Source organism: Streptomyces sp. ML-6 (genome assembly GCF_030116705.1).
GTDB lineage: Bacteria > Actinomycetota > Actinomycetes > Streptomycetales > Streptomycetaceae > Streptomyces.
In genome coordinates this window covers 7,528,962-7,549,365 of the sequence record NZ_JAOTIK010000001.1, presented here as the reverse complement: position 1 = coordinate 7,549,365, position 20,404 = coordinate 7,528,962, and the positions used below count along the sequence as shown (strand labels likewise).

Below are 20,404 nucleotides of genomic sequence, written 5' to 3'. Positions count from 1 at the left end.
CGCCCGGTCTCCGCGGGACCACACTGCCCCGGGGCGGCACCGGCGACACCGGCAGGGAACGCTCCGCCGCGCCGGTGGGAACACCGGGGGGCGGCCCGGGCCGGCCGCTTCGTCCCGGCCGCCGCGAGGTGGCCGGGACGTGGTGTCAGCCCGCCATCGGCAGGCTCCTGCGCGACGGCACCGCGTGGAGTTCGTCCACGGCCACCGGCTCCCCGCTCTCCGCATCGACGTAGCCGACACGGACGACCGGGTCCTTCCCGGTGTCGCGCACGGCCGTGGCGTCGAGCGCGAACAGCACCGCCACCGGGCGGGCCTCCGCCCGGTCCCCGTACACCCCCGAGTACTGGAGGATGCGCCAGCCGCCGTCCTCCCAGTGGTCCAGCAGGGCGGATCTGACCACGGGTGCGGCGGCCTGCCAGGCCAGGGAGTTCTCCAGGAGTTCGACGCTCGCCGCCACCGGCACCCGGCCCCTCCCCGCGGTGCCGAGGAGCGGGTGGCCGAAGACCCGCAGTCTCGTCCGGCGCAGCGGCAGCAGCCACCACCGGTCGAGGTCGGCCGAGAGGGCGATCAGCACGACCGCCGCCCCGGCCAGGAGGGCGAGGGCGGCGGCGGGCCGGTCCCGGAGCGTCGGCCACCAGGTGCCCCGGGCCACCGTGACGGTCGCACCGCCGGCCAGCACCACGGCCGCCCGTGCGAACGCCCGCCAACCGATGGGGGTGTCGTCACCGGCCGAGCAGCCGCAGGAGGACTCCGGTGCCACGGCCCGGCCGTAGCCGAGATAGCCGAGGAAGCCCGCCCCGAGGACCGCGGTCGCAACCCCCGGAACCGGGTTCGTGGGAATCGCCAACAGGCCTGCGGCGATCAGGAGTTCGGCCGTTCCGGTCAGGCGCAGCATCGTCGTGGCCCGTTCGCTGCTGCGCAGCATGCGGGCCAGCGCCGTCTTCGGCGCCTGGCGGGCGGTGTCCCGGCCGAACGCCTTGACCGCCCCGGTCCACCCGAGCAGGCCCGCGAGGACCAAGGGGGCGAGGCTCGTTGTCAGTGACAGCATCTCTTCCTCTCTCCGTTCCCTCGGGACCGTGTCAGTGGCCGACGGAGATGCGGACGACGTCCACGGAGTCGTCGGACGGCCGCCAGGCGCCGAGCACTTGGGCGCTCTGTCCGATGCGCAGCCGGGACAGGTCGGACGTCAGGGCGCGGCCGGCGTAGGAGGCGCTGGTGTCCGGGGCGACGTGGCCGACCAGTTCGTGCTGTCCGTGGGCGAGGTGCAGCCGGTTCTTCGCGATGCCCCGGATCCGCGTGTCCAGGTTCACGATGTTCACCCAGACCGCGTCGGCGGCCACGGTGCCGTCGGGCATCTCGACGCCGCGCGCGTAGAGCCCGTCGCCGATGTCGATGGCCTCGGCCGTGGTGGCGCGCACCTTCCACACGCTGGTCACGTTGGTCATCTGCACCCGGGAGTGGCCGCCGTTGGATCCGGCCACCTCCAGGATACTGCCGGTGATGCCCGTGATGCGGCCCTCCACGAAGGCGGACTCGGCTATCGCGGGGTCGAGCGAGGGTTCCGCGGCGAACGCGGCGTCCGCGTCGAAGCCGCCGAGCGCGGAGGCGCCGATGATGGTCGCGCCGCCGAGGGCGGCGTTGGTGAGGAAGCGGCGACGGCGCATCCCGTCGGTCCGGTCGTGTCGTGCGGTCATGCCGATGCTCCTCACTCGTAGATGTAGACCGGCAGCTTGCCCGAGCTCAGGTTGCCGATCGCCGAGAAGGCGGCCGGGGTCAGGTCGAGGACGCGGTTGGTACGGCAGGCTCCGTTGCAGCACGTCGCCTCGCCGCACCACTCCTTGGTGCGCGGGCCGCAGTCGGTGATCGTGATGCACACCGTCGCGCCCGAGCACTGGTGCCTGACGTTCATCACCGCGCCGCAGCCGCGTCTGGGGATGTTCTCGCCGCAGAGGTCGGGCCGGGTGATGTTCCAGCAGGCCTGTGAGGCGTTGGGCCACGCGCCGTGGCGCGCGCCGGACTGGCAGTTGCCGCAGGCGCCGCCGCCGGCACTGGAGCACGGTCCCCAGGAGTTGCCGCAGCAGAACCAGCTGGTCTCGCCGGCCCACAGGCTGGTCGATCCGCAAGCCATCGTGTTCCCTTTCTCAGGATTGACGCATGCATGACAATTCTGGAACCGGGTGTCACCTCGGGACAGAGAGGGACGCCCGCGTTCCGGCCGAGGGTGGTTCGTTCGTGCGAAACACCTCAATGATGCGCGTAGACAAGACCGTTGTACAGACGGCCGCCTTCCGCCCGGCACGATCCGAACGAGAGGCCCTACCCCCTGCCGCGCCCCTGCGCGCGGCCCAGCCACGGGCCGAACTCGCTCTCCATGACCAGTCGGCCGAGCTTGCGGTACTCCTGGAGCACGGCCGAGACGATCTGTCCCATGCCGAGCGGTCCCCCCGCTTCCGCCGCCCGGTAGGCGGCGGTCACCGCGCAGGAGCGGATCGATCCTCCCGCCAGTTCGAAACGCTGCGCGCAGAATTCCAGGTCGAGGTCCGCGGCGCGCGGGATCTCCGCCCCCAGGCAGCGGTCCCACAGGGCCAGTCGCTGCCGGGCGTCCGGCATGGGGAACTCCGCGATCACGTCGAGGCGGCGGGTGAACGCCTCGTCGAGGTTGGCCCGCAGGTTGGTGGTGAGCACCGCGATCCCGTCGAAGGACTCGATGCGTTGCAGCAGATAGGCCGACTCCACGTTGGCGTGGCGATCGTGCGCGTCCTTGACCTGGGAACGCTTCCCGAAGATGGCGTCCGCCTCGTCGAACAGCAGGATGCCGTTGACGTCGGACGCCTCGACGAAGATCCTTTCGAGGTTCTTCTCGGTCTCGCCGATGTACTTGTCCACCACGATGGACAGGTCCACGACGTAGAGCTCCATGCCGAGCTCCGACGCCACCACCTCGGCGGACATGGTCTTCCCGGTGCCGGACTCACCGGCGAACAACGCGACGACCCCTCTCCCCCGGCCGCCCCCCGGCCGCATCCGCCACTCGCCGAGCACCTGCCCGCGGTGGCGTGCGCGCAGGGCGAGTTCGGACAGTTGGCGGTGGGTCCCGGGAGGCAGTACGAGGTCGTCCCAGCCGACCGCGGGCTCGATGCGGCGGGCGAGCCGTTCGAGCCCCGCGCCGTTCTGCGCCCGGACGGCCGTGCGCAGGTCCCGCACGCCCACCGGGCGCTCCTCCAGGGCGGCCAGCCGGGAGGCGACGGCGGCGGCCTTGCGCATCTGCTCGGCGTCGAGCCGGTAGGCGGTGGTGGCCTCCACCACCCCCGCCTCGACCCGGGCCCTCCCGGCGGGCAGGCCGACGTCCGTACCGGCCCGGTCGAGCGCCCGACGCCATTGCCGCGCCACGTCCTCGGGGCCGGAGGGCAGAACGTGCACCGGGACCGGGCTGTCCCCGGCCCACAGGGGGTCCCAGTTCTTCGTCCCGTACACGACCAGAGGGGCGCCGCGGAGCGCCGCGCACAGCTCACCGAGCAGCCTGGCTCCCTCGGGTCGTTCGGGGGCCAGCGCTTCGAGCGGCCCGAGGACGACACCGCCACGGCTCAGCCGGACCTCGGCCGCCAGGGTCCGTACGAGGTCCGCCGGGCCGGGAGCGGTGGCGAACGCCGTGACGTCGACCACCAGCGGACGGCGCCCCGCGGCGAGGAGGGCCTGGACCGCCAGTCCGCCCGGGTCGCCGCCCCGGTCGAGCAGATGCACCAGGCCGCTGCCCGTGCCCAGGGCCGCCGCGACCCGCGGTGTCCCGGGCACCGGGTCGGGCTGCTCGTCCCCGGGCCCGGCCACCCGGACCAGGCCGCGCAGCCTTCCGTCGGGTTCGTCGTCGCCGAGCAGATGGGCGGTGACCCGGTCCGGTGCCCGCAGCACCCGTGAGAGCAGCGGGCGGTCGGCCTCCAGGACGGTCAGCAGTCCGCCCCCGACCAGGGGGGCGGACGGCGAGAACCGGAAGCGGCCGGCGCTCGCGGCGGGCAGCCCGCAGAGTTCGAGGGCCAGGCCGATGGTCGGCCTGCGCCGGTTGAGGTCGTCGTTGAGGTAGCCGTAGAGCCGCTCGAACCGGGCGTCGATGTCCGGCGCCATCGCCACCATCAGCAGGTCGACGTCGAGCGGGGTCAGGCCGAAGTCCTCGACGAGCCGGCCGAGCCGGCTCCCGGGACGTGGCCGCGCCGGGGGCTCGGACGCGTACTGCGGTACGGGCCCGAACGCGTCGCGGGCCGCCAGGATCCGCTCGGCCCCCTCGGGGGTGAGGTACTGCCCCCGGTAGGGGTCGTCGGGTTGCGGGTCGACGGCCCGCCGGGCCGCGACGGCGTTCCTGACCCGTTGCTCGACATGGCCCAGCCGCTCCCACAGCTCCTCGACGGCCGTCGGGGCGCCGGGCGGTTCCGCGGTGGTCCGGGGGGTGTCCTGCGCGGTGGTCACCGGGCCGCGCCCCCGCGCCTGCGCCGGCCGGGCGGCAGTTGCCGGTCGCGTTCCGCGGCGAAGCCCTGCCCGCCGGGGTCAAAGGCCCCGGCATAACGCAGCCGGCGCCCGGGGCCCGCCCCGTCGCCGTCGCGGGCGGGCGCGGTCCGCACCACCAGTCCTTCGGTGACCGGCGGGCCGGCGGGCTCCTGTTCGCCGGCCAGGGGTGCCCACACCCGCAGGTCGATCGCGGCCTTGAGCTCGCCGCCGAGCGCGGACCACACGTCGGCGGTGGACTGCCGGTCGGTGTTCGGGCCCGCCGCCTCGATGTCCACGGTCAGCCCCAGTTCGGCGAGGCTGCCGGTGAGCATCCGGGCGGGCAGCACGTCCGCCCGTACGAGGCAGCGCAACACCTCGGAGAGCAGCCGGTGTTCGTCCTGCGGGCGGTTGGTCCAGGCGGTCACCAGGTAGGTCAGCTCGAACCAGCGCGGCGGGGTCCGCCGCCCGACCACCAGGCCCTGCTCGTCGTGCTCCTCGGCGGTGCCGGTGCGGCGCCGGGTCGCGTCCTCGCGGATGCCGTGCAGGAAGACGCTGACCGTGGGTGCGTTGCGCCGGGCGGACCACTCCTTCGTCGGCGCGTCGAAGACCAGGTCGACACCGCTCTCCTGGAGGCCCGCCTCGACCAGCAGCAGCCGCAGCCCCTCGTCGACTTCGTGGATCACCGGCGCCCCACCTCGTCCGGCGGGACCATGGTGCCGTCGACCACCAGGAAGCGGGTGGTGACCGGACTGAACCCGGGCCCCGTGGCGGTGATGGTGCGCGGCCCCGTCCGGTCCTTCACCAGGACCAGCAACTGCGCGATGAACGTACGGTCCGTACGCGGGACGGCGGGCGGCGCGGCCGCCGTGATCCCCGGTTTCCAGGTGAGCCGGACCGGGGCCCCCGGCGGGAAGTCCTTGCCCCGTACGGAGGTGACGAACCCCGGTTTGCCGACGGCCGGCACCGCGACGATGCGGGGCTGGAGGATGCGCAGCGCGGTCCTGGCGACGTTGTCGCGGGGGTCGGCGTCGGTACCGGTCGTGGTCAGTCTGCCGGTGATGGTCGTGCTCAGTGCCCGGTCGGGTTCGAGCACGACCCGGACCACCGTGGAGGCCCCGGGAGCCAGGTCGGGCAGGGTGCACACCCCGGCCGCGCAGCCCGCCGGAAGCGGGGCCGTCGGGACGCGCGCGGGCAGGCCGAGCCGCAGCCGCAGCCCGGTGGCGAGGGCGTTGCGTCCGTTGCGCACGGTGTACGTCACCACCACCCGGCCGCCGACGAAACCGGGACCGGGCTGGGCCCGTACGACGACGCCGGGGCCCGCCTCGGGCTCGGGCGGCGTGGGGGCCGGGGTGGGCGGCGTCGGGGGCGGAGTGGGAGTGGGTGCCGGTGCGTCCCGGACCGGGACGACGGTTCCGGTGGCGTTGTCCGTGGGGTTCGGGTCCACCACGGCCCCGGTGACCGACCAGCCGATCCGCTGGTCCCCCGTGCTCACCCCGGTGAGCCGGGCGGTGACCGTCACGCTCCGGCCCGGCCGGAGCACCCCCAGGTCGCACTGGGGCGAGGCGGCGGCGCAGGACCCGGCCGGGGTGGTGAGCTCCTCCAGGCGCACCCCGGGCGGGGCGTCGATGGTGAACACGGTGCCGGGCGAGGGGGCGGGGCCCCGGTTGGTGACCGTGACCGTCACCTTCCCGGTGTCGCCGACCTCGATCGAGGGGGCGGTGGGCGGCGCGGTCAGGGACAGGTCGACGGACTGCTGGAAGGCGGGCTCCTTCTGCCGTCCGCCGAGCCGCCCGCCGAACGGTGTCAGGGTGCCGGAGGAGAGGTCCAGCACGGACAGCTGCTCCGGGGAGTTCGGCGCGGCCTCCCGGCGCGAACTCATCACGAGCCGTCCGCCGTCCGGCGACCAGGCCACGTCACGGGGCTGGAAGGGGCCGTTCGGCGGGGTGTCCGGAAGGTCCTGGCGGCAGGCTTCGGGGTCGTCCCGCCGGGTGGCGGGGAGCACCACCCGGCACTCGTCGCCGTTCGGCGAGGTGATCAGGATGCCGCCGCGACCGCTGTTCTGGTCGTTGCCGCCGTCCTTGCGGTTGAAGGCGATGCGGGTGCCGTCCGGGGAGAAGGCGGGGCTGTCGTCGATCTTCTTGCACTCGCCGGAGCAGATCGTGGCGCTGAGGTCGCGCTGCTGGTCGAGCGCGTTCACCGGTGCGGTCCAGATGTGCTTGATGCCGCCGAGGCCCCGGATCACGTGGTTGCGGGTGAAGGCGAGGGTGGTGCCGTCGGGCGACCAGGCGGGCTGGGCGTCCTGTCCCGTCAACTGCCCGGCCGGCGGCACGACCTTGCCGATGATCGCCCCCGTCGCGACGTCCGCGACGAGGACGCTGCTCGGCCCCGCCCCGTCTCCGGCGCCGCCGGGCGAGGTCCTGGTGAACGCCAGTTTGGTGCCGTCCGGGGAGAACGCGGGGTCGGTGTCCCGGTCACCGGGGCTGCGCCCGGCGAGCGGCATCACGGCCGCGTTGCCGCCGTCGGCGTCGGCCAGCCAGATCCGCTCGAAGCGTGCGTCCTCCGGGCCCTCGAAGCGGGTCACGACGATGCGCCGGCCGTCCGGGGTGTAGCTCTGTCGCTCGGTCCACGGGTCGTATTCCTTCCCCGGGTTGAACAGCAGGTCCGCGTTGTCGACGGCGCCCGGGTCCTCGCGCAGGACGGGAATTCCGAGGTCCCGCGGGTCGGAGCCGTCCTGCCGGACGTCCTGGAGCGTCACGGCGACCGGATCTTGGGGCCCCGCCTCGTTGTTCTCCTTCTTCGGCCTGTGCGGCGTCTGCCGGGAGACGATGACGGTCCCGGTGGCCGGCGGGCCGGTCCAGGTGGGCGAATCGAGCTTGCGGTTCTCGTCCAGTACGGTCGTCGGCGCGGCCCTGTCGAAGGCGGTTGCCCGGTAGACACGTTCGTACTCGCACGTGCAGTCGCGGCCGAGGAAGACCAGACCCGTTCCGTCCGCCAGCCAGGCGGCCGAGCGGGTGCGCCAGGTCGCCTGCCCGCCGGCGAGCAGTGCGCGGTCGGTGCCGGGGCGGCCCTCGGTCACCCACAGCCTCGGATCGTCCTCCTCCACGCCGGGGGTGAGGGTGTACGCGATCTGGTCGCGGTGGGCGTCGTCGTCCACCGGGTTCCACGCCGGTTCGGTCGCGTTGCCGGTCACATGGCTGACGGGCCTCGCCGGTCCGCCGGACACGGCCTGCTCGTAGATGATCCCGGCGCCCTCGTCGCCGGAGTCGCAGGAGAACGCGATGCGGGTGCCGTCCGGGGAGAAGGTCGGGGAGGTCTCGTTGTTGGGGGTGTCCATCAGCCGCCGCAGACCGGTGCCGTCGACGTCGACGATCCACACGTCGCGCTGGACCTTGCCGTCCTCGCCCCGCTCCTCGGAGTCGAACACCACGGTCCGTCCGTCCGGGGAGAGTTCGGGGTGCGCGGCGTCCCGGTCGCTGGTGAGCCTGCGGACGGCTCCGTTCGCCTCGCGCACGTACACCTGCGGGCGCACGCTGTCGCGCAGGCTGGTGAAGACCATCGTGTCGCCGCGTACGAACGGGTCCTGGTCGTAGTGGGCCGGCCCGGGCCCGAACAGCGGGTCGGAGCTTTTCTCGCCGACGGCCCTGCCGATGCTGCGGTGCTCGGTCCCGGCGTAGGTGATGCGTCCGGCGTCGACCGGGGTCTCGTCCGCCGCCGCGGCCAACCGTGGTGCTTCCCGCGGTTCGGACGCGGACCCCGCCACCAGCAGCGGCGCCAACAGCACCACCACGCCCGCCAGTCGGTGCAGCCGGTTTCGCCCCACCGGGCCAGCAGTGCCGGTCACGGCCCACCTCACAGTCTGGTTGATGACGCTCCCCTCCGCCAGCATCCCGCCCGGCCCGGGCCGGGAACAGGCCCCGAGGGCCCGTACCGGGGGAAGGAACCGCTGCCCTTTGCGTCCGCCCCTCGACCCCTTCCCCGGGGCCCGGCGCGCTCCCGTGCGGCGGCGTCGGCACACCGCCCGCACGGGAGCCCGGGGCGGGACTCAGATGAGCCCGTGGCGCATGGCGTAGCCGACGGCGTGGGCCCGGTTGCGCAGTTCGAGCCGGGTCGCCATCTCGTGCAGCACGTTCTTGACGGTGCGTTCGGAGTACGAGGTCTTCTGCGCGATCTCCGCCGTGCCGAAGCCCTCCGACACCAGTCGGATCATCTCCGCCTCCCGTGCCGTGAGGGTGGAGAGCGAGAGCCCCCGGGGGTCGAGGACCGTGCGCTGGAGGCTGCTGACGTGGTCGAGGAGCTTTCCGAGCAGGTCGCCCGGGAGTACGCCCTCGCCGTTGGCTATCGCCGTCACCAGATGGACGAGGCGGTCCTGGTCGGCCTCCCCGCGCCTGAGCACGGCGGCCACACCGCACTCGATCAGGGTCTGGAGCGCGCCCGATTCGAAGAAGCCGACGACGAGTCCGGTGCGGGTGGCGGTGTTGCGCTGGAGTCTGGAGAGGAGCCGGACGGTGGGTTCGTCCACCATGTCCACCACCACTAAGGAGACCTGGGCCCGGTCGGCCTCGGCCTCCGTCGTCAGTTCTATCTCGGGGCGCGGGCGCAACTGGTGTATCACGCCTGTCTGGAGGATCAGGTCCTCCGCGTACACCGCCACGGAGACCCTGCCCGCGGGAGTCTTCCGCGCGCGGCGCTGGGCGGAGCGTTCCGAAGCGGTGGGCCTGCGGAACTGTCCGCGCGCCGCCGCCTCGCTCTTCACGTCTGTCGTCGTCATCGTTCCGTGCTCGTCTTCCTCAGGTGCTCTTGCCTCGGTGTGCCGGTCGCCTTGCCCGTGCGTGCCCGGCCCCGTCAGGGGGACCTGGCGCGGGAGAGGGGCTCGGGGAGACCGTGCTGTGGGGCTCCGGGGGCACAAGCCCTGCCCGTGCGTTGCCCTCCCGTCTCTGCTGCGCCCCCGTGTCCTCGGCCTAACGTCGCACCGTGACCACATCTGCCGAATTCGAAATGTCCACGGTGACGGTGTCGCCCGGCGCCGAGGCGACGACGACCCTGACCGTGCGCAACGACGGCGACATCGTCGAGGCCTACACGCTCGAAGTGGTCGGCGACTGCGCCGCGTGGAGCACCGTGGAGCCGGCGCGCGTCTCGCTCTATCCGGGCACCTCCGAGGTGGTGGCCGTACGGCTCGCGCCGCCCCGTTCCCACGAGGTCCGGGCCGGGGAGACGCCCCTGGGGGTACGCGTCCTGCCTGCGGAGCGCCCCGAGTCGGTGGCGGTCCCCGAGACCACCGTGGTCGTCGAGCCCTTCCACGAGCTCCGGGGGCAGCTCGAGCCCCGTCGGCGCCGCGGCTGGCGGGGGGCCCGGTTCCGGACCGCGGTGCAGAACCGGGGGAACACCCCGGTCGGCGTCGTGTTCACCGGCACGCAGGAGGGGGAGGAGCTCCGGCTGGCCCTCTCCCCCGGCCAACGGCGCCTGGAGCCGGGCGAGTCCGCCGAGGTGGGACTGCGGGTGCGGGCCCAGAAGCTGATCTGGTTCGGCACGCCGGCCACCTGGCCGTTCGAGGTCGAGGCCGCCGAGAGGACCGAGGGGGAGGCCGAGGACGGGCAGCCCCGCCGGCCGGAGACGCTGCCCGGCGAGTTCGCCCAGATCCCGGTACTGCCCAGGTGGCTGCTGATCGTGCTGGCCGCGTTGCTCGCCCTGCTGCTCGCGTGGTTCGCGCTGGTCAGGCCCGCGGTGAAAAGTACCGCGAAACAAGCGGTGACCGACGCCGCGGAGAAGGAGCGGCGGGGCGGCGGGCAGCAGGGCGGGGCCTCGTCCGGCGGCTCGGGCGACGCCTCCGGCGGTCAGGGGCAGGACGGGAGCCAGAAGCCCCGGCCCGGCCGGTCCCCCGGCGGCTCGGGCGGCTCCGGCTCGACGTCGGGCGCGGGCGGCGACGGCCACCAGCAGATGTCGGAGACGATCGACGTGCAGGTCGGCTCGGGGGGCACGAGGAAGAAGCCGTACCGGGTACCCGAGGGGAAGGTGTTCGGCGTCACGGACCTCGTGGTGGCGAACTTCCAGGGCGACGAAGGGGTACTGACCATCACGTTCGGGAACCGGAAGATCACCACCATCGCCCTGGAGACCTTCCGCAACCAGGACTATCACTGGGTCACCCCCATCGAGATTCCGGAGAACGAAACGGTCACCGCTTCCGTGACGTGCAACAAACCGGGTACTCCGGCCACCGGAACGCAGGCAGCCGGATGCCACCAAGTGGTCAACGTCAGCGGCATCCTGCGCGACCTCGAACCGTAGAACAAAGCACCGACCCCACTTCCCCGGGCGGGAAGAGAACAGCAGAAATTCCGCTCCGGGGAAACCCGGCTTGCCGGGCGTTGGCGAAACTCTTTCCCCGTACATCCTGATGAAACGGAGCCGTGGCGGCCCGTGAAACGACGGCGGGCGAAGAACGTCCGCGGCCCCTCCGTCGCCGTCCGGGCGGGGGTCGCACGGGCGCCCGCCCGGCCCTCCGGGTCCCTCCGACCGTGCGGGGCCGACCGGTCGACCGATCCCGTGGCGCATTCTGGCCGATAGTGGCTGCCCCTCGATCGGGCTTTGACCATGGATTGTCCTGTCCCGGCAGAAATGGGCGGGCCTCGCCGGAGGGTGCGCGGCGCGGCTACCGGAGGGCTGCGGCGGGAGCGTACGGGGCCCGTCGACGGACGCCGCGACGCGCGGCCTCGCGCACCCGCCGGGGACAGAACCGGACGGGCGTCGGCACGCATGTGTTCGCGAGTGGTTCCGCGGCCCCGTCGGGGCCGGTTCCTCTGCCTTCATTCACCGTCATTCCCGGGGTCCGGGCATCCGTATTCCGGGCACTCGGACACCCGGCGAACCGACACGCGCCTTCCTCCGCACCGGAGTTCATCCCGCGTCCATCGAATGGGACAAAAGAATTGCTGCGGGCCGGGCCCGGGAAGCCCGCCGAGAATGTCCGCGCGGGGAAGAATTCCCTGCCCCCCGGGGCGCCCGGAAAGGCAGTGACCTTGCCCCGTGCCCAGGACTCCGGGGCCTACTGCCCGCCGGGGCGGCCCGACAAGACTGGACGGCGACCGGACGACCACCCGAAGGAGCGAGTATGCCGTCGTACCTCACCCCCGGCGTATACGTGGAGGAGGTGCAGTCCGGAGCACGGCCCATCGAAGGAGTCGGCACGGCGATCGCAGCCTTCGTAGGTTTCTCGGAGACCGGCCCCTTCCACCAGCCGACCCTGGTGACCAACTGGGACCAGTACGTCCAGGTCTTCGGCACCCACGCACCCGGCACGTATCTGACGCGCGCGGTCCACGGCTACTTCGCCAACGGCGGCGGCGCGGCCTACGTCGTGCGGGTGGGCGGCGCCGCGCAGGACCCGGCCGCCGGCGGGGCTGCCCCGTCCGTCGCGCTCGGGGGCTTCCAGGTGTCCGCCCGGCCCGGCGCGGGCGGCGACCTCTCGGTGGAGGTCGCCGACGCGGAGGGGGAGAACCCCCCGGAGGACCGGTTCCGGCTGCTGGTGCGGCAGGCCGGCAAGGTGGTGGAGACCTTCGACGTCTCCCTCCGCAAGAGCGTCAAGGGCTACCTGGTCACCCAGGTCCGCCAGTCCAAGCTGATCGAGGTCGTCGAGCAGCCCGGCGCGGCCCAGAGCCGTCCCGCGAACCAGGTCCTCCCGCTCTCGCCCGCCGCCGCGGGCCCGGGGGCCGGCGCCGCGCCCGTGGACCTGGCCGAGTTCGTCGGGGACTCGTCGCAGCGCACCGGGATCGCGGGGCTCGAGGCGATCGACGAGATCACCATGGTCGCCGTTCCGGACCTGATGAGCGCCCACCAGCGCGGGGCCGTCGACGCCGAGGGCGTCAAGACCGTCCAGCTCGCGCTGATCTCGCACTGTGAGCAGATGGGCGACCGGGTCGCCGTACTGGACACCCCGCCGGGCATGAACGCGCAGCGGGTCCGTGCCTGGCGCAACGACGACGCCGGATTCGACTCCCGCTACGCGACCGTGTACTACCCGTGGATCAGCGTCTTCGACCCGGAGGCCGGCCGCAACTCCCTGATGCCGCCGAGCGGTCACGTCTCCGGCGTGTGGGCGCGCAGCGACGGCGAGCGCGGTGTGCACAAGGCCCCCGCCAACGAGGTCATCCGCGGGGCGCTGGACCTGGAGATCCGGCTCAGCAAGGGCGAGCAGGACCTGCTGAACCCGATCGGCGTCAACTGCGTGCGCGCCTTCCCCGGCCGCGGCATCCGGATCTGGGGCGCCCGCACGCTCTCGTCCGACCCGGCCTGGCGCTACCTCAACGTGCGCCGTCTCTTCAACTACCTGGAGGAGTCGATCCTCCTGGGCACCCAGTGGGTGGTGTTCGAGCCGAACGACGACCGCCTGTGGTCGAGCATCCGGCGCAACGTGACCGCCTTCCTCACCGAGGAATGGCGCCGGGGCGCACTCTTCGGCCGCACGGCCGAGGAGGCGTTCTACGTCAAGTGCGACCGCGACAACAATCCGCAGGAGTCGATCGACCTCGGCCAGGTCGTGTGCGAGATCGGCGTGGCACCGGTGAAGCCCGCGGAGTTCGTGGTCTTCCGCCTCTCGCAGTTCTCCGACAGCACCAGCCTCGTCAACGAGTGACCCGGCAGGGTCCGCGAAACGGAACAGGTGACACAGAGTCATGGCAGAGGGCGACGCTCTTTCCACCCACGTCTTCGGCGTGCAGCTCGGCGGCTATCTCGTCGAGTCGATCCAGGAGGTCAGCGGTCTGACCGTCGAGGAAGAAGTCGTCGAGGTCCGTCAGGTGACCGCCGAGGGCAAGCAGATCATCCGCAAGCAGCCCGGCGCGCGCCAGGCGGGCGAGGTGACGATCACCCGCGGGCTCGACAAGAGCAGCGAGTTCACCAAGTGGATCAAGGAGACGCTCAACAACGGGGCCGTCGACACCGCGCGCCAGAACCTGACCATCGAGATCAAGGACTCGAAGGGTGACACGGTCCGGCGCATCCAGTTGATGCAGGGCTGGGCCAGCAAGTGGGAGGGCCCGTCCCTGAAGGCCGGCGAGTCCAGCCCGGCCACGGAGACGGTCACCATCACCTTCGAGGAGATCGTGGTCGAATGAGGCGCAGGACCGTTACGTCGGGCGGACTCGACGAAGTCCTCGACACCCTGGCGTCCGCCCGGCCCGCCGCCCGCGAGGAAGTTCCCGCCCCGCCCGCGGCACGTCAGCGGGAACGCCCGGACCTGCGGACGGAGTTCGAGTTCGAGCTGCCGCGCGGTTACGTCGACGACGAGGGCCAGGTGCACCGGCAGGGCTCGATGCGGCTCGCGACGGCGCGGGACGAGCTGCGCCCGCAGATCGACCTGCGGGTGAAGGAGAACCCGGCGTACCTGAGCGTGGTGCTGCTGAGCCAGGTGATCACCCGGCTCGGCACCATCACCGATGTGCACGCCGGGGTGGTGGAGCGGATGTACGCCACCGACGTGGCGTTCCTCCAGGACTTCTACCGGCGGATCAACAGCGAGGGCCATACGCACGCCGCGGTGACGTGTCCGTTGTGCCATGGCTCGTTCGAGGTGGACCTCTCGGGTGGGCGCCTGGGGGAATCGTGACGTACGCGCTTCCCCGTCTGCGGGAGGAGATCGCGTACGTCGCCTACCACTTCCATTGGCAGCGTGAGGACATTCTCGACCTCACCCACGGCGAGCGTCAGCAGTGGGTCCGGGAGATAGCGCGGATCAACACCCGCGTCAACGAAGGCGGGTGATCGTATGGGGTTCGGCGACTGGTTCCGCCGGGCGGACCGGACACCGTCCGACGCCCCCTCGGGGGGCAGGGACGAGGCCGGTACCGGGCCGGTGTCCGGTGCCGCCCCGGACACCGGCCGGGCCGATCGGCAGGGCGGTGACTGGGACGGCGGCTGGCGGCAGGTCGCGCCGCCCGCGGTGACCGTCGCCCGGTCCTCGATCGGGGTGAGCGACGGGCTGCGGTTCAGGTCCGGCCTCGCCTCGTGGCAGAACGTCGCGTTCGGCGGCGAACTCGGCCATGCCGTGATGCCGTCCGCGCCGGTGGGCCTCATCCGGGGGGTCACCCGCCCCGCGGGCGCGCGCGAGGTCTCCGCCGGTGGACCGCTGCTGTTGCGCGCCGCCCGGTCCGACGCGGAGGGTGGCACCGAGCCCGTCGCCGGCCCGCCGTCCGGGGCGGAGGGCGGGGGGCGGGGGCCTGCGGTCGTCCAGCGGTCGAGCGCGGGGCCGTCCGGGTCCTCCGGCCGGGTGGCGCCGCGCGGCGCCGCCCACGGCAGGGGTACGCCCGCGCCCGGAACCGCACCGCCCCCGTCGAGCGCGTCCAGCGCGTCTCCGGCCGGGAACACGGCAGCGGTGGCGCCGTCCGGCGGGGGCGACATGCCGGTACCGGCCGAGCCCCGGCTCGCCCGTCCCGCCCCGGTACGCCCCCGGCGGACCGCGCCGCCGCTGATCGTCGCCCGGCGCCCGGCGATGCCGCTGCGGCACATCACCGGGGTCGTACCGACCGTGGCAGCCACACCGACCGCATCCGCGCCCGGCACCGACGGCGGGGACGCCCGGCGAATCGTGTCCGGCCGGACGGACGCCCCCGCGTCAGCCCCGACGCCCGGAACCGCGCCCGGGCCGACCGGCCCCACCGGCCCTTCCGGGGTCACGGCGCTGCGGCCCGCCCTGGGCAAACCGCTGCGGCAACTGCCCTCCGGGGCCGTGCCCGCCGGCCCGGCGGGACAACACGGGGCGGTCGTACCGTCCGACCCCACGAGGCAGCCCGAACCCGGCATGCCCGTACTCCAACGACAGGAAGCGGAGGCACCGGCCCCGGTGACCGCGCGCCTGCCGGAGGCGACGACACCGCCTGCGCGCCCGCAGCCGTCCCCACCTTCGCACTCACCCGCACGCCCGCAGCCGTCCGCGCGTACCGGCGCCGCGGAGCCGTCCCGGCCGTCCCCGTCGGCTCCAAAACGGGATCAGGAGCCCACCGGGCACGGGCCGTCGAAACCCTCGGGCCCCGGTGGGGCATCGGCACCGCCACCGGCCGACCGGGCGAGGCCCACCCGTGGGGGGATCGGTGCCCCGCTGCCCTCGCTCCCCCCGACCGCCAGGCGCCAGGACGGCGCTCCCCTGCTCGGTGACCGTCGTCGGCCGCGTCCGGGAGCCATGGGCTCCGGGCAGGGCACGACGCCGGGACGTGAGGCCCCGTCCTCCCCCTCGTCCGAGCCGTCCGGGCCTGTACGGAAACCGGCGCGCCCGGACGGGCCCTCCGCGATGCCGGTGCTCTCGTCCCCCGCGTCCGGTTCTTCCGCCCCGACCACCCCGGCCTCGCCGGGCCCCGCGACCGTCCAGCGCGCGGCGGCCCCCCGTCCGACCGCGAGCACGCCCTCCACCGGCCCCTCCTCCCCCGCCGCTTCCTCGGCGCCCCCGGCTCCCACCGCTCCGGTACGTGTCCGGCGGATCGCCCCGGAGCGGGCCCCGGCAGCCCCGTACGGACCCGCCGGAGGGCAGGCGCCCGTCGTCCAGCGGTCGCGTGCCCTGCTCCCGAGCAGGGCGCTGGAGATCAGCACCGGCACGGCCGAGGGTTTCTCGGCCCCGGTCGCGGCGACGGGCGGCGGTCCGGCCCGCCCGGTCGTGACGGCCACCTGGCGTCGTGACGTACCGCAGCCGGAGGCCGCCGTACCGGCGCCGGGGCACGGCAACACGTCACCCGGGCCGCCCCGGCCGTCCTCCGGTGCGTCGCCCCGGTCGACCACCGCTCCTCCGCCCACCGGTCCCGCCTCGCCCGAGCGGCCGGTGCGCACGGGACGGGCTCCCGAAGGACCGGGCCCCGGGGGGACCGTTCAGCACTCGGTGTCCGGGGGTGCTCCGGGCGGGGCACCGTCGGGCCGGACGCCGTCCGGGGGTTCCGCCCGTCCCGCGCCTCCCGCCCGTTCCGCACCGGACGGCGGCGGGGCGCGGGCCGAGGCCGGTACCGGCCGGGCGGGGCGCGGACCGTCGACCGGCAACTCCCTCCTGCGGCGGCTCGTGCAGCGTTCGGCGCGTGGTGGGCCGGTCGTGCCGTCCCGGCCCGACGCCCACCCGTCGGCGCGGGACCGCGGGGAGTCCCGTCCGGCCCGTGTGCCCGCTCCGCCGTCCCCGACGCCGCACCCCGCAGCGGCGCTCCCGTACGCGTCACCGCCCTCCCCGGAGGCGTCCGCACCGTACGCGTCGGCGTCCCCCTCCGGAGGGTCCGCGCCGTCCGCCGCCCGGCCGGTCCCGGTGGTGCGCCCGCATCCGCCCGGGGCGACCGGGCCGGTGCCGGCCGCACCGGCCGTGCAGCGGATGGCGATGCCGGTGGTGCCCGAATCCACCGGGCCCCTGTTCACCGGCACGGCGTCAGGGGACGGCGTCGTGCCGGGCGGAGCACCGCCCCTCTCGGTGCGGGTGCCGCCCCGTCCCTCCCCGAGCCCGGGAGCCGGTCCAAGAACCGGTCCGGGCACCGGTTCGGGGACCGTCCCAGGCACCGGGACGAGCGGTCCGGGAGCCGTGGCCCCGGCCGTGCAGCGCGCGGCGGCCGAGGCCGGGATCACCGGCGTGCCGGTCAGGGCGGCCCCGGTGAAGCCCGCCGGTCCGCCGGCGGGGAACGGACCGGCCGCCCCGCCCGAGGCAGCAACTCCGGCCGCGCACCGGGTGACCGGCGCGGAGATCGAGGAACTGGCCCGCCGCCTGATCGATCCGGTGAGCCGGCTGATCCGCGCGGACCTGCGCCGGGGCCGGGAACGCACCGGCCGGTTGTACGACAACCGCCGCTGACGACGACTCCGCCCGGCGGGGCACTGGGAAACGGCAGAGAAGAAGAGCAATGACGGACAACATCTTCGCGACGAGCGTGTTCTTCAAGCTGGTGATCGGGGGCAACGACCTGGGTGCCTTCCACACCTGCTCGGGCCTGGGCGCCGAGGTGGAGCTGGAGCAGTACGCCGAGGGCGGGAACAACGGCTTCACCTGGCAGTTGCCGGGCCGGATCGCCTGGACCAACATCACGCTGACCCGCCCGGTGACCGCGGACACGCTCAAGATCACGCGGTGGCTGAACAACACGATCCAGCGGGTCGAGCGCAAGGACGGCGAGATCGTCGCGCTCCGGCCCGACCTCAGCCGCATCATCGGCTGGCAGGTGCAGGGCATCGTGCCGGTGCGCTGGCAGGGCCCTTCCTTCGATCCCGCCAGCTCCCAGCCGGCGATCGAGACGCTGGAGATCGCGCACGAGGGTCTGGAGCCCTCCTGAGCGCTCGTCGAACCGCGCCGGAAAACCCGGCAGCCCAGCAGGCCGGCGGCCCGGTGACCCGGTGACCCGGCAAGGCCGATGGCCCGGTGACCCGGCGGCCCGTCACCCGTGAAGTCCCCGTACCGGAAGGAGGAACGCGATGTCACCCGTTGCCCGCACGAGCCGTGCTCGCGCCCAGCTGACCATCATGGAACCGCCCGCGGAGGTCGGCGCCAAGCCGGGCGGGAGGATCGCCCAGCTCACGCTGCAGTTCAATCCGTCGCAGCTGTCGTTGAACAAGAGCACCGAGTGGCGGCGCACCCCGTCCCGGATGGCCGAGCAGTCCGCGCTGCCCGAGTTCGTGGGCAGCGGGCCCCGGACCCTGTCCATGGAGGTCTTCCTCGACGCCACGGCCACCCATGACAACTCGGTGGAGAAGGCGGTGGAGCAGCTGATGCTGGCGTGTGCGCCCACTCCGAGGAGCCTGGCCCGCAAGACCCCGGCCAGTCCCTGGGTGCGCTTCGACTGGGGCACGGCCCGGACGACCTCGTTCGACGGTGTGATGTCCGGCCTGTCCATCTCGTACACCCTCTTCGACGTCGACGGGAAACCGCTGCGCGCCACCTGTTCCCTCTCGATCGAGGAGGCGAGCGGCGAGCGGCTCGGACAGAACCCGACGTCGGGTTCGCGGGAGGCGCGGCGCACCCATCGGGTCGTCGTCGGCGACAGCCTGCCGCTGCTCGCGTGGCGGGAGTACGGCGACGCCACCGCCTGGCGCACCATCGCCCACGCCAACGACATCGACGACCCGATGCAGTTGGTCCCCGGCAGGGAGCTGGTCGTGCCCGGTCTGGAGGCCCCCGCGGCGGAGGGCGGCCGATGACCGCCCCGGGCCGTTCCTTCGCCGCCGATCCGATCGTCGAGGCCCCCGGTGAGCTGCCCCCCGTCTGGGCGACCCAGTTGGTGAGCTGTGTGGTCGACGAGAACGTCGGCCTGCCGGACACCGCCGTGCTGACGTACCGGGATCCCGACCACAAGCTGCTCACCGCCACCGGTCTCACCATCGGCACCCCGCTGAAAATATCCGTGGTCACCGTGCAGGAACGGGCGCGCGAGCGGCTGTTCACCGGTGAGGTCACGGCGCTCGAACTGGACAGCGACACCACCGGTTCGTTCACCGTCGTCCGGGCCTTCTCCAGGGCCCACCGGCTGCAGCGCGGCCGGAAGGTGGTGGCCTACCGCAACATGCGGGCCGCGGACATCGTCCGCAAGGTCGCCGCGGGCGCCGGCATCGCCTGCGGGCGGATCGAGGCCGCGCCCGTCACGTACAAGCAGCTGACCCAGCCCAACGTCTCCGACTGGGAGTTCCTCCAGTACCTCGCGGGCGAGAGCGGCGCGCACGTGCGGGTGGACGACAAGGGCCGGTTGCAGTTCGTGAAGCCGAAGCCCGCCGCGTCGGCACCCTCGCCCGACACCTCCGCCGCCCGGAACCCGATGGTGCTCGAGTACGGGCGCAACCTGCTGGCCCTGCGGGCCGTGCTGACCGGTGCGGACGGGGCGAACGAGGTGGAGGTGCGCGGCTGGGACGTCGAGACCAAGCGGCGGCTGGTGGCCCGTGAGCAGTCCGTGCGCAGCGACACGGTGTCCCCGGGGATGAGTCCGTCGCGGGCGGCCGGGGCGTTCGGGTCGCGTGCCCGGCTGACGGTTGCCGACACCCCGTACCGGACCCAGGCCGAGGCCACGGCCGTCGCCGGTTCCCTGGCCGCGTCGGTGAGTTCGGGTTTCGGGGAGATCGAGGCGGTCGCCGAGGGCAATCCCCGGTTGCGGGCCGGTGAGCCGGTGGCGCTCGGCAACGTCGGGCCCGCGTTCTCCGGCCGCTACACGGCGACCGCGGCGCACCACGTCCTGGAGCCGGACGGCGGCTACCGCACGACGGTGCTGGTGAGCGCCGCGCCCGACCGTTCCCTGGCGGGGCTGGCCGGTGGTGCGAACGCGCCCGCGCGCGGTCCCCGTGTGCCGGGCCTCGCGATCGGTGTGGTGACCGACATCCGTGAGGGCAAGGACGAACGGGGCTGGGTGCGGCTGAAGTTCCCCTGGCTCGACGACACCTACGTGTCCGACTGGGTCCGTACGGTGCAGTGGGGCGGCCGGGGCGGCGGCGGTGTGTTCAGTCCCGAGGTCAACGACGAGGTACTGGTCGGGTTCGAGCAGGGCCTGCTGGACAGCCCCTATGTGCTGGGCGGTCTCTACAACGGGGTCGACAAGCCCTCGCCCCACGACGTGCCGCTGGTGGACCCGACCAGCGGCAAGGTCAACCGCCGTTCGCTAGTGTCCCGTTCGGGGCACCGGCTGGAACTGCTGGACAGTCCGCGCGGGCCGTCCGGCGTCCGGCTGGCCAGTGGTGACAAGCGGCTCGACGTCACGCTGGACGAGCGGCGGAACGAGATCGCGCTGAAGGTGTTCGCGCCCGGCGGCGGCCGGGTGCTGAGCTCCGTGGTCCTCTCCGCGTCCGGCATCACGCTCGACGCCGGTACGGGCGCGGTCGACGTGAAGGGACGTTCGGTGACCATCAACGGCAGAACGGGGGTCACCGTCGACGGCGGACTGCTCGCCGTCCTCAAGGCCAAGCTCATCCGGATCAACTGACGCCCCGACACGGCCCGTACGGCGGCCGA

The 20,404-nt window shown here is 73.6% G+C and carries 18 protein-coding genes; 9 read left to right on the top strand and 9 right to left on the bottom strand.

All coding sequences use genetic code 11. From position 1 onward, the window contains the following. Window positions 1-145: 145 nt before the first annotated feature. The 7 genes from OCT49_RS33085 to OCT49_RS33055 all read right to left on the bottom strand — a co-directional run bounded on the left by OCT49_RS33085 (window position 146) and on the right by OCT49_RS33055 (window position 9,241). Complete coding sequence (locus tag OCT49_RS33085; protein ID WP_283855473.1) at window positions 146-1,048, bottom strand: MauE/DoxX family redox-associated membrane protein; 903 nt, start codon at window positions 1,046-1,048, stop codon at window positions 146-148. 31 nt (window positions 1,049-1,079) lie between these two features. Continuing rightward, entirely contained in the window at window positions 1,080-1,694 is a 615-nt protein-coding gene (locus OCT49_RS33080; protein WP_283855472.1) for a cell wall protein, read from the bottom strand. Window positions 1,695-1,705: 11 nt separating this feature from the next. After that, window positions 1,706-2,128: an RlpA-like double-psi beta-barrel domain-containing protein gene (locus tag OCT49_RS33075; protein WP_283855471.1), complete on the bottom strand. Its 423-nt coding sequence runs from the start codon at window positions 2,126-2,128 to the stop codon at window positions 1,706-1,708. A 188-nt stretch (window positions 2,129-2,316) separates the two neighbouring features. Next, window positions 2,317-4,455 carry an ATP-binding protein gene (locus tag OCT49_RS33070; RefSeq protein ID WP_283855470.1) on the bottom strand — a complete coding sequence of 713 codons (2,139 nt, stop codon included), beginning with the start codon at window positions 4,453-4,455 and terminating at the stop codon, window positions 2,317-2,319. Further along, window positions 4,452-5,156, bottom strand: a complete 705-nt coding sequence (locus OCT49_RS33065) for a Pvc16 family protein (RefSeq protein ID WP_283855469.1) — start codon at window positions 5,154-5,156, stop codon at window positions 4,452-4,454. Before OCT49_RS33065 ends, OCT49_RS33070 begins: the two co-directional genes overlap by 4 nt. Further along, window positions 5,153-8,314 carry a hypothetical protein gene (locus tag OCT49_RS33060; protein ID WP_283855468.1) on the bottom strand — a complete coding sequence of 1,054 codons (3,162 nt, stop codon included), beginning with the start codon at window positions 8,312-8,314 and terminating at the stop codon, window positions 5,153-5,155. Before OCT49_RS33060 ends, OCT49_RS33065 begins: the two co-directional genes overlap by 4 nt. A gap of 201 nt (window positions 8,315-8,515) precedes the next feature. Beyond that, window positions 8,516-9,241, bottom strand: a complete 726-nt coding sequence (locus OCT49_RS33055) for a helix-turn-helix transcriptional regulator (RefSeq protein WP_283855467.1) — start codon at window positions 9,239-9,241, stop codon at window positions 8,516-8,518. Window positions 9,242-9,468: 227 nt separating this feature from the next. Between OCT49_RS33055 and OCT49_RS33050 the strand changes: the two genes are divergently transcribed. From OCT49_RS33050 to OCT49_RS33030, 5 genes are all read left to right on the top strand, one after another. After that, window positions 9,469-10,761 carry a COG1470 family protein gene (locus tag OCT49_RS33050; protein ID WP_283856018.1) on the top strand — a complete coding sequence of 431 codons (1,293 nt, stop codon included), beginning with the start codon at window positions 9,469-9,471 and terminating at the stop codon, window positions 10,759-10,761. Between the two features lie 823 nt (window positions 10,762-11,584). Beyond that, window positions 11,585-13,105: a phage tail sheath family protein gene (locus OCT49_RS33045; RefSeq protein WP_283855466.1), complete on the top strand. Its 1,521-nt coding sequence runs from the start codon at window positions 11,585-11,587 to the stop codon at window positions 13,103-13,105. A 40-nt stretch (window positions 13,106-13,145) separates the two neighbouring features. Continuing rightward, entirely contained in the window at window positions 13,146-13,586 is a 441-nt protein-coding gene (locus OCT49_RS33040; protein ID WP_148833111.1) for a phage tail protein, read from the top strand. Continuing rightward, window positions 13,583-14,077: a hypothetical protein gene (locus tag OCT49_RS33035; RefSeq protein WP_283855465.1), complete on the top strand. Its 495-nt coding sequence runs from the start codon at window positions 13,583-13,585 to the stop codon at window positions 14,075-14,077. The genes OCT49_RS33040 and OCT49_RS33035 overlap by 4 nt, the downstream gene beginning before the upstream one ends. After that, window positions 14,074-14,232 (top strand): DUF6760 family protein, encoded by a 159-nt coding sequence (locus tag OCT49_RS33030; protein WP_003966147.1) that lies wholly within the window; start codon window positions 14,074-14,076, stop codon window positions 14,230-14,232. Before OCT49_RS33035 ends, OCT49_RS33030 begins: the two co-directional genes overlap by 4 nt. Before the next feature lie 1,224 nt (window positions 14,233-15,456). Here OCT49_RS33030 and OCT49_RS33025 read toward each other — a convergent pair. Both OCT49_RS33025 and OCT49_RS33020 read right to left on the bottom strand, forming a co-directional pair. After that, complete coding sequence (locus tag OCT49_RS33025; protein WP_283855464.1) at window positions 15,457-16,284, bottom strand: hypothetical protein; 828 nt, start codon at window positions 16,282-16,284, stop codon at window positions 15,457-15,459. Between the two features lie 39 nt (window positions 16,285-16,323). Further along, window positions 16,324-16,854, bottom strand: coding sequence for a hypothetical protein (locus OCT49_RS33020; RefSeq protein WP_283855463.1), 531 nt, complete (start codon window positions 16,852-16,854; stop codon window positions 16,324-16,326). A 154-nt stretch (window positions 16,855-17,008) separates the two neighbouring features. On the opposite strand from OCT49_RS33020, the gene OCT49_RS33015 reads away from it, so the two are divergent. The 4 genes from OCT49_RS33015 (at window position 17,009) to OCT49_RS33000 (ending at window position 20,375) form a co-directional block, all read left to right on the top strand. Then, window positions 17,009-17,275, top strand: coding sequence for a hypothetical protein (locus tag OCT49_RS33015; RefSeq protein WP_283855462.1), 267 nt, complete (start codon window positions 17,009-17,011; stop codon window positions 17,273-17,275). Window positions 17,276-17,324: 49 nt separating this feature from the next. Then, complete coding sequence (locus OCT49_RS33010) at window positions 17,325-17,750, top strand: phage tail protein (RefSeq protein ID WP_283855461.1); 426 nt, start codon at window positions 17,325-17,327, stop codon at window positions 17,748-17,750. A 139-nt stretch (window positions 17,751-17,889) separates the two neighbouring features. Then, a complete protein-coding gene (locus OCT49_RS33005) occupies window positions 17,890-18,612 on the top strand; it encodes a CIS tube protein (protein WP_283855460.1) in 723 nt (240 codons plus the stop codon). Further along, the gene (locus tag OCT49_RS33000; RefSeq protein WP_283855459.1) at window positions 18,609-20,375 is read left to right on the top strand and encodes a VgrG-related protein; all 1,767 of its coding nucleotides are present in this window, start codon (window positions 18,609-18,611) and stop codon (window positions 20,373-20,375) included. Before OCT49_RS33005 ends, OCT49_RS33000 begins: the two co-directional genes overlap by 4 nt. The last annotated feature ends 29 nt before the right edge of the window (window positions 20,376-20,404 follow it).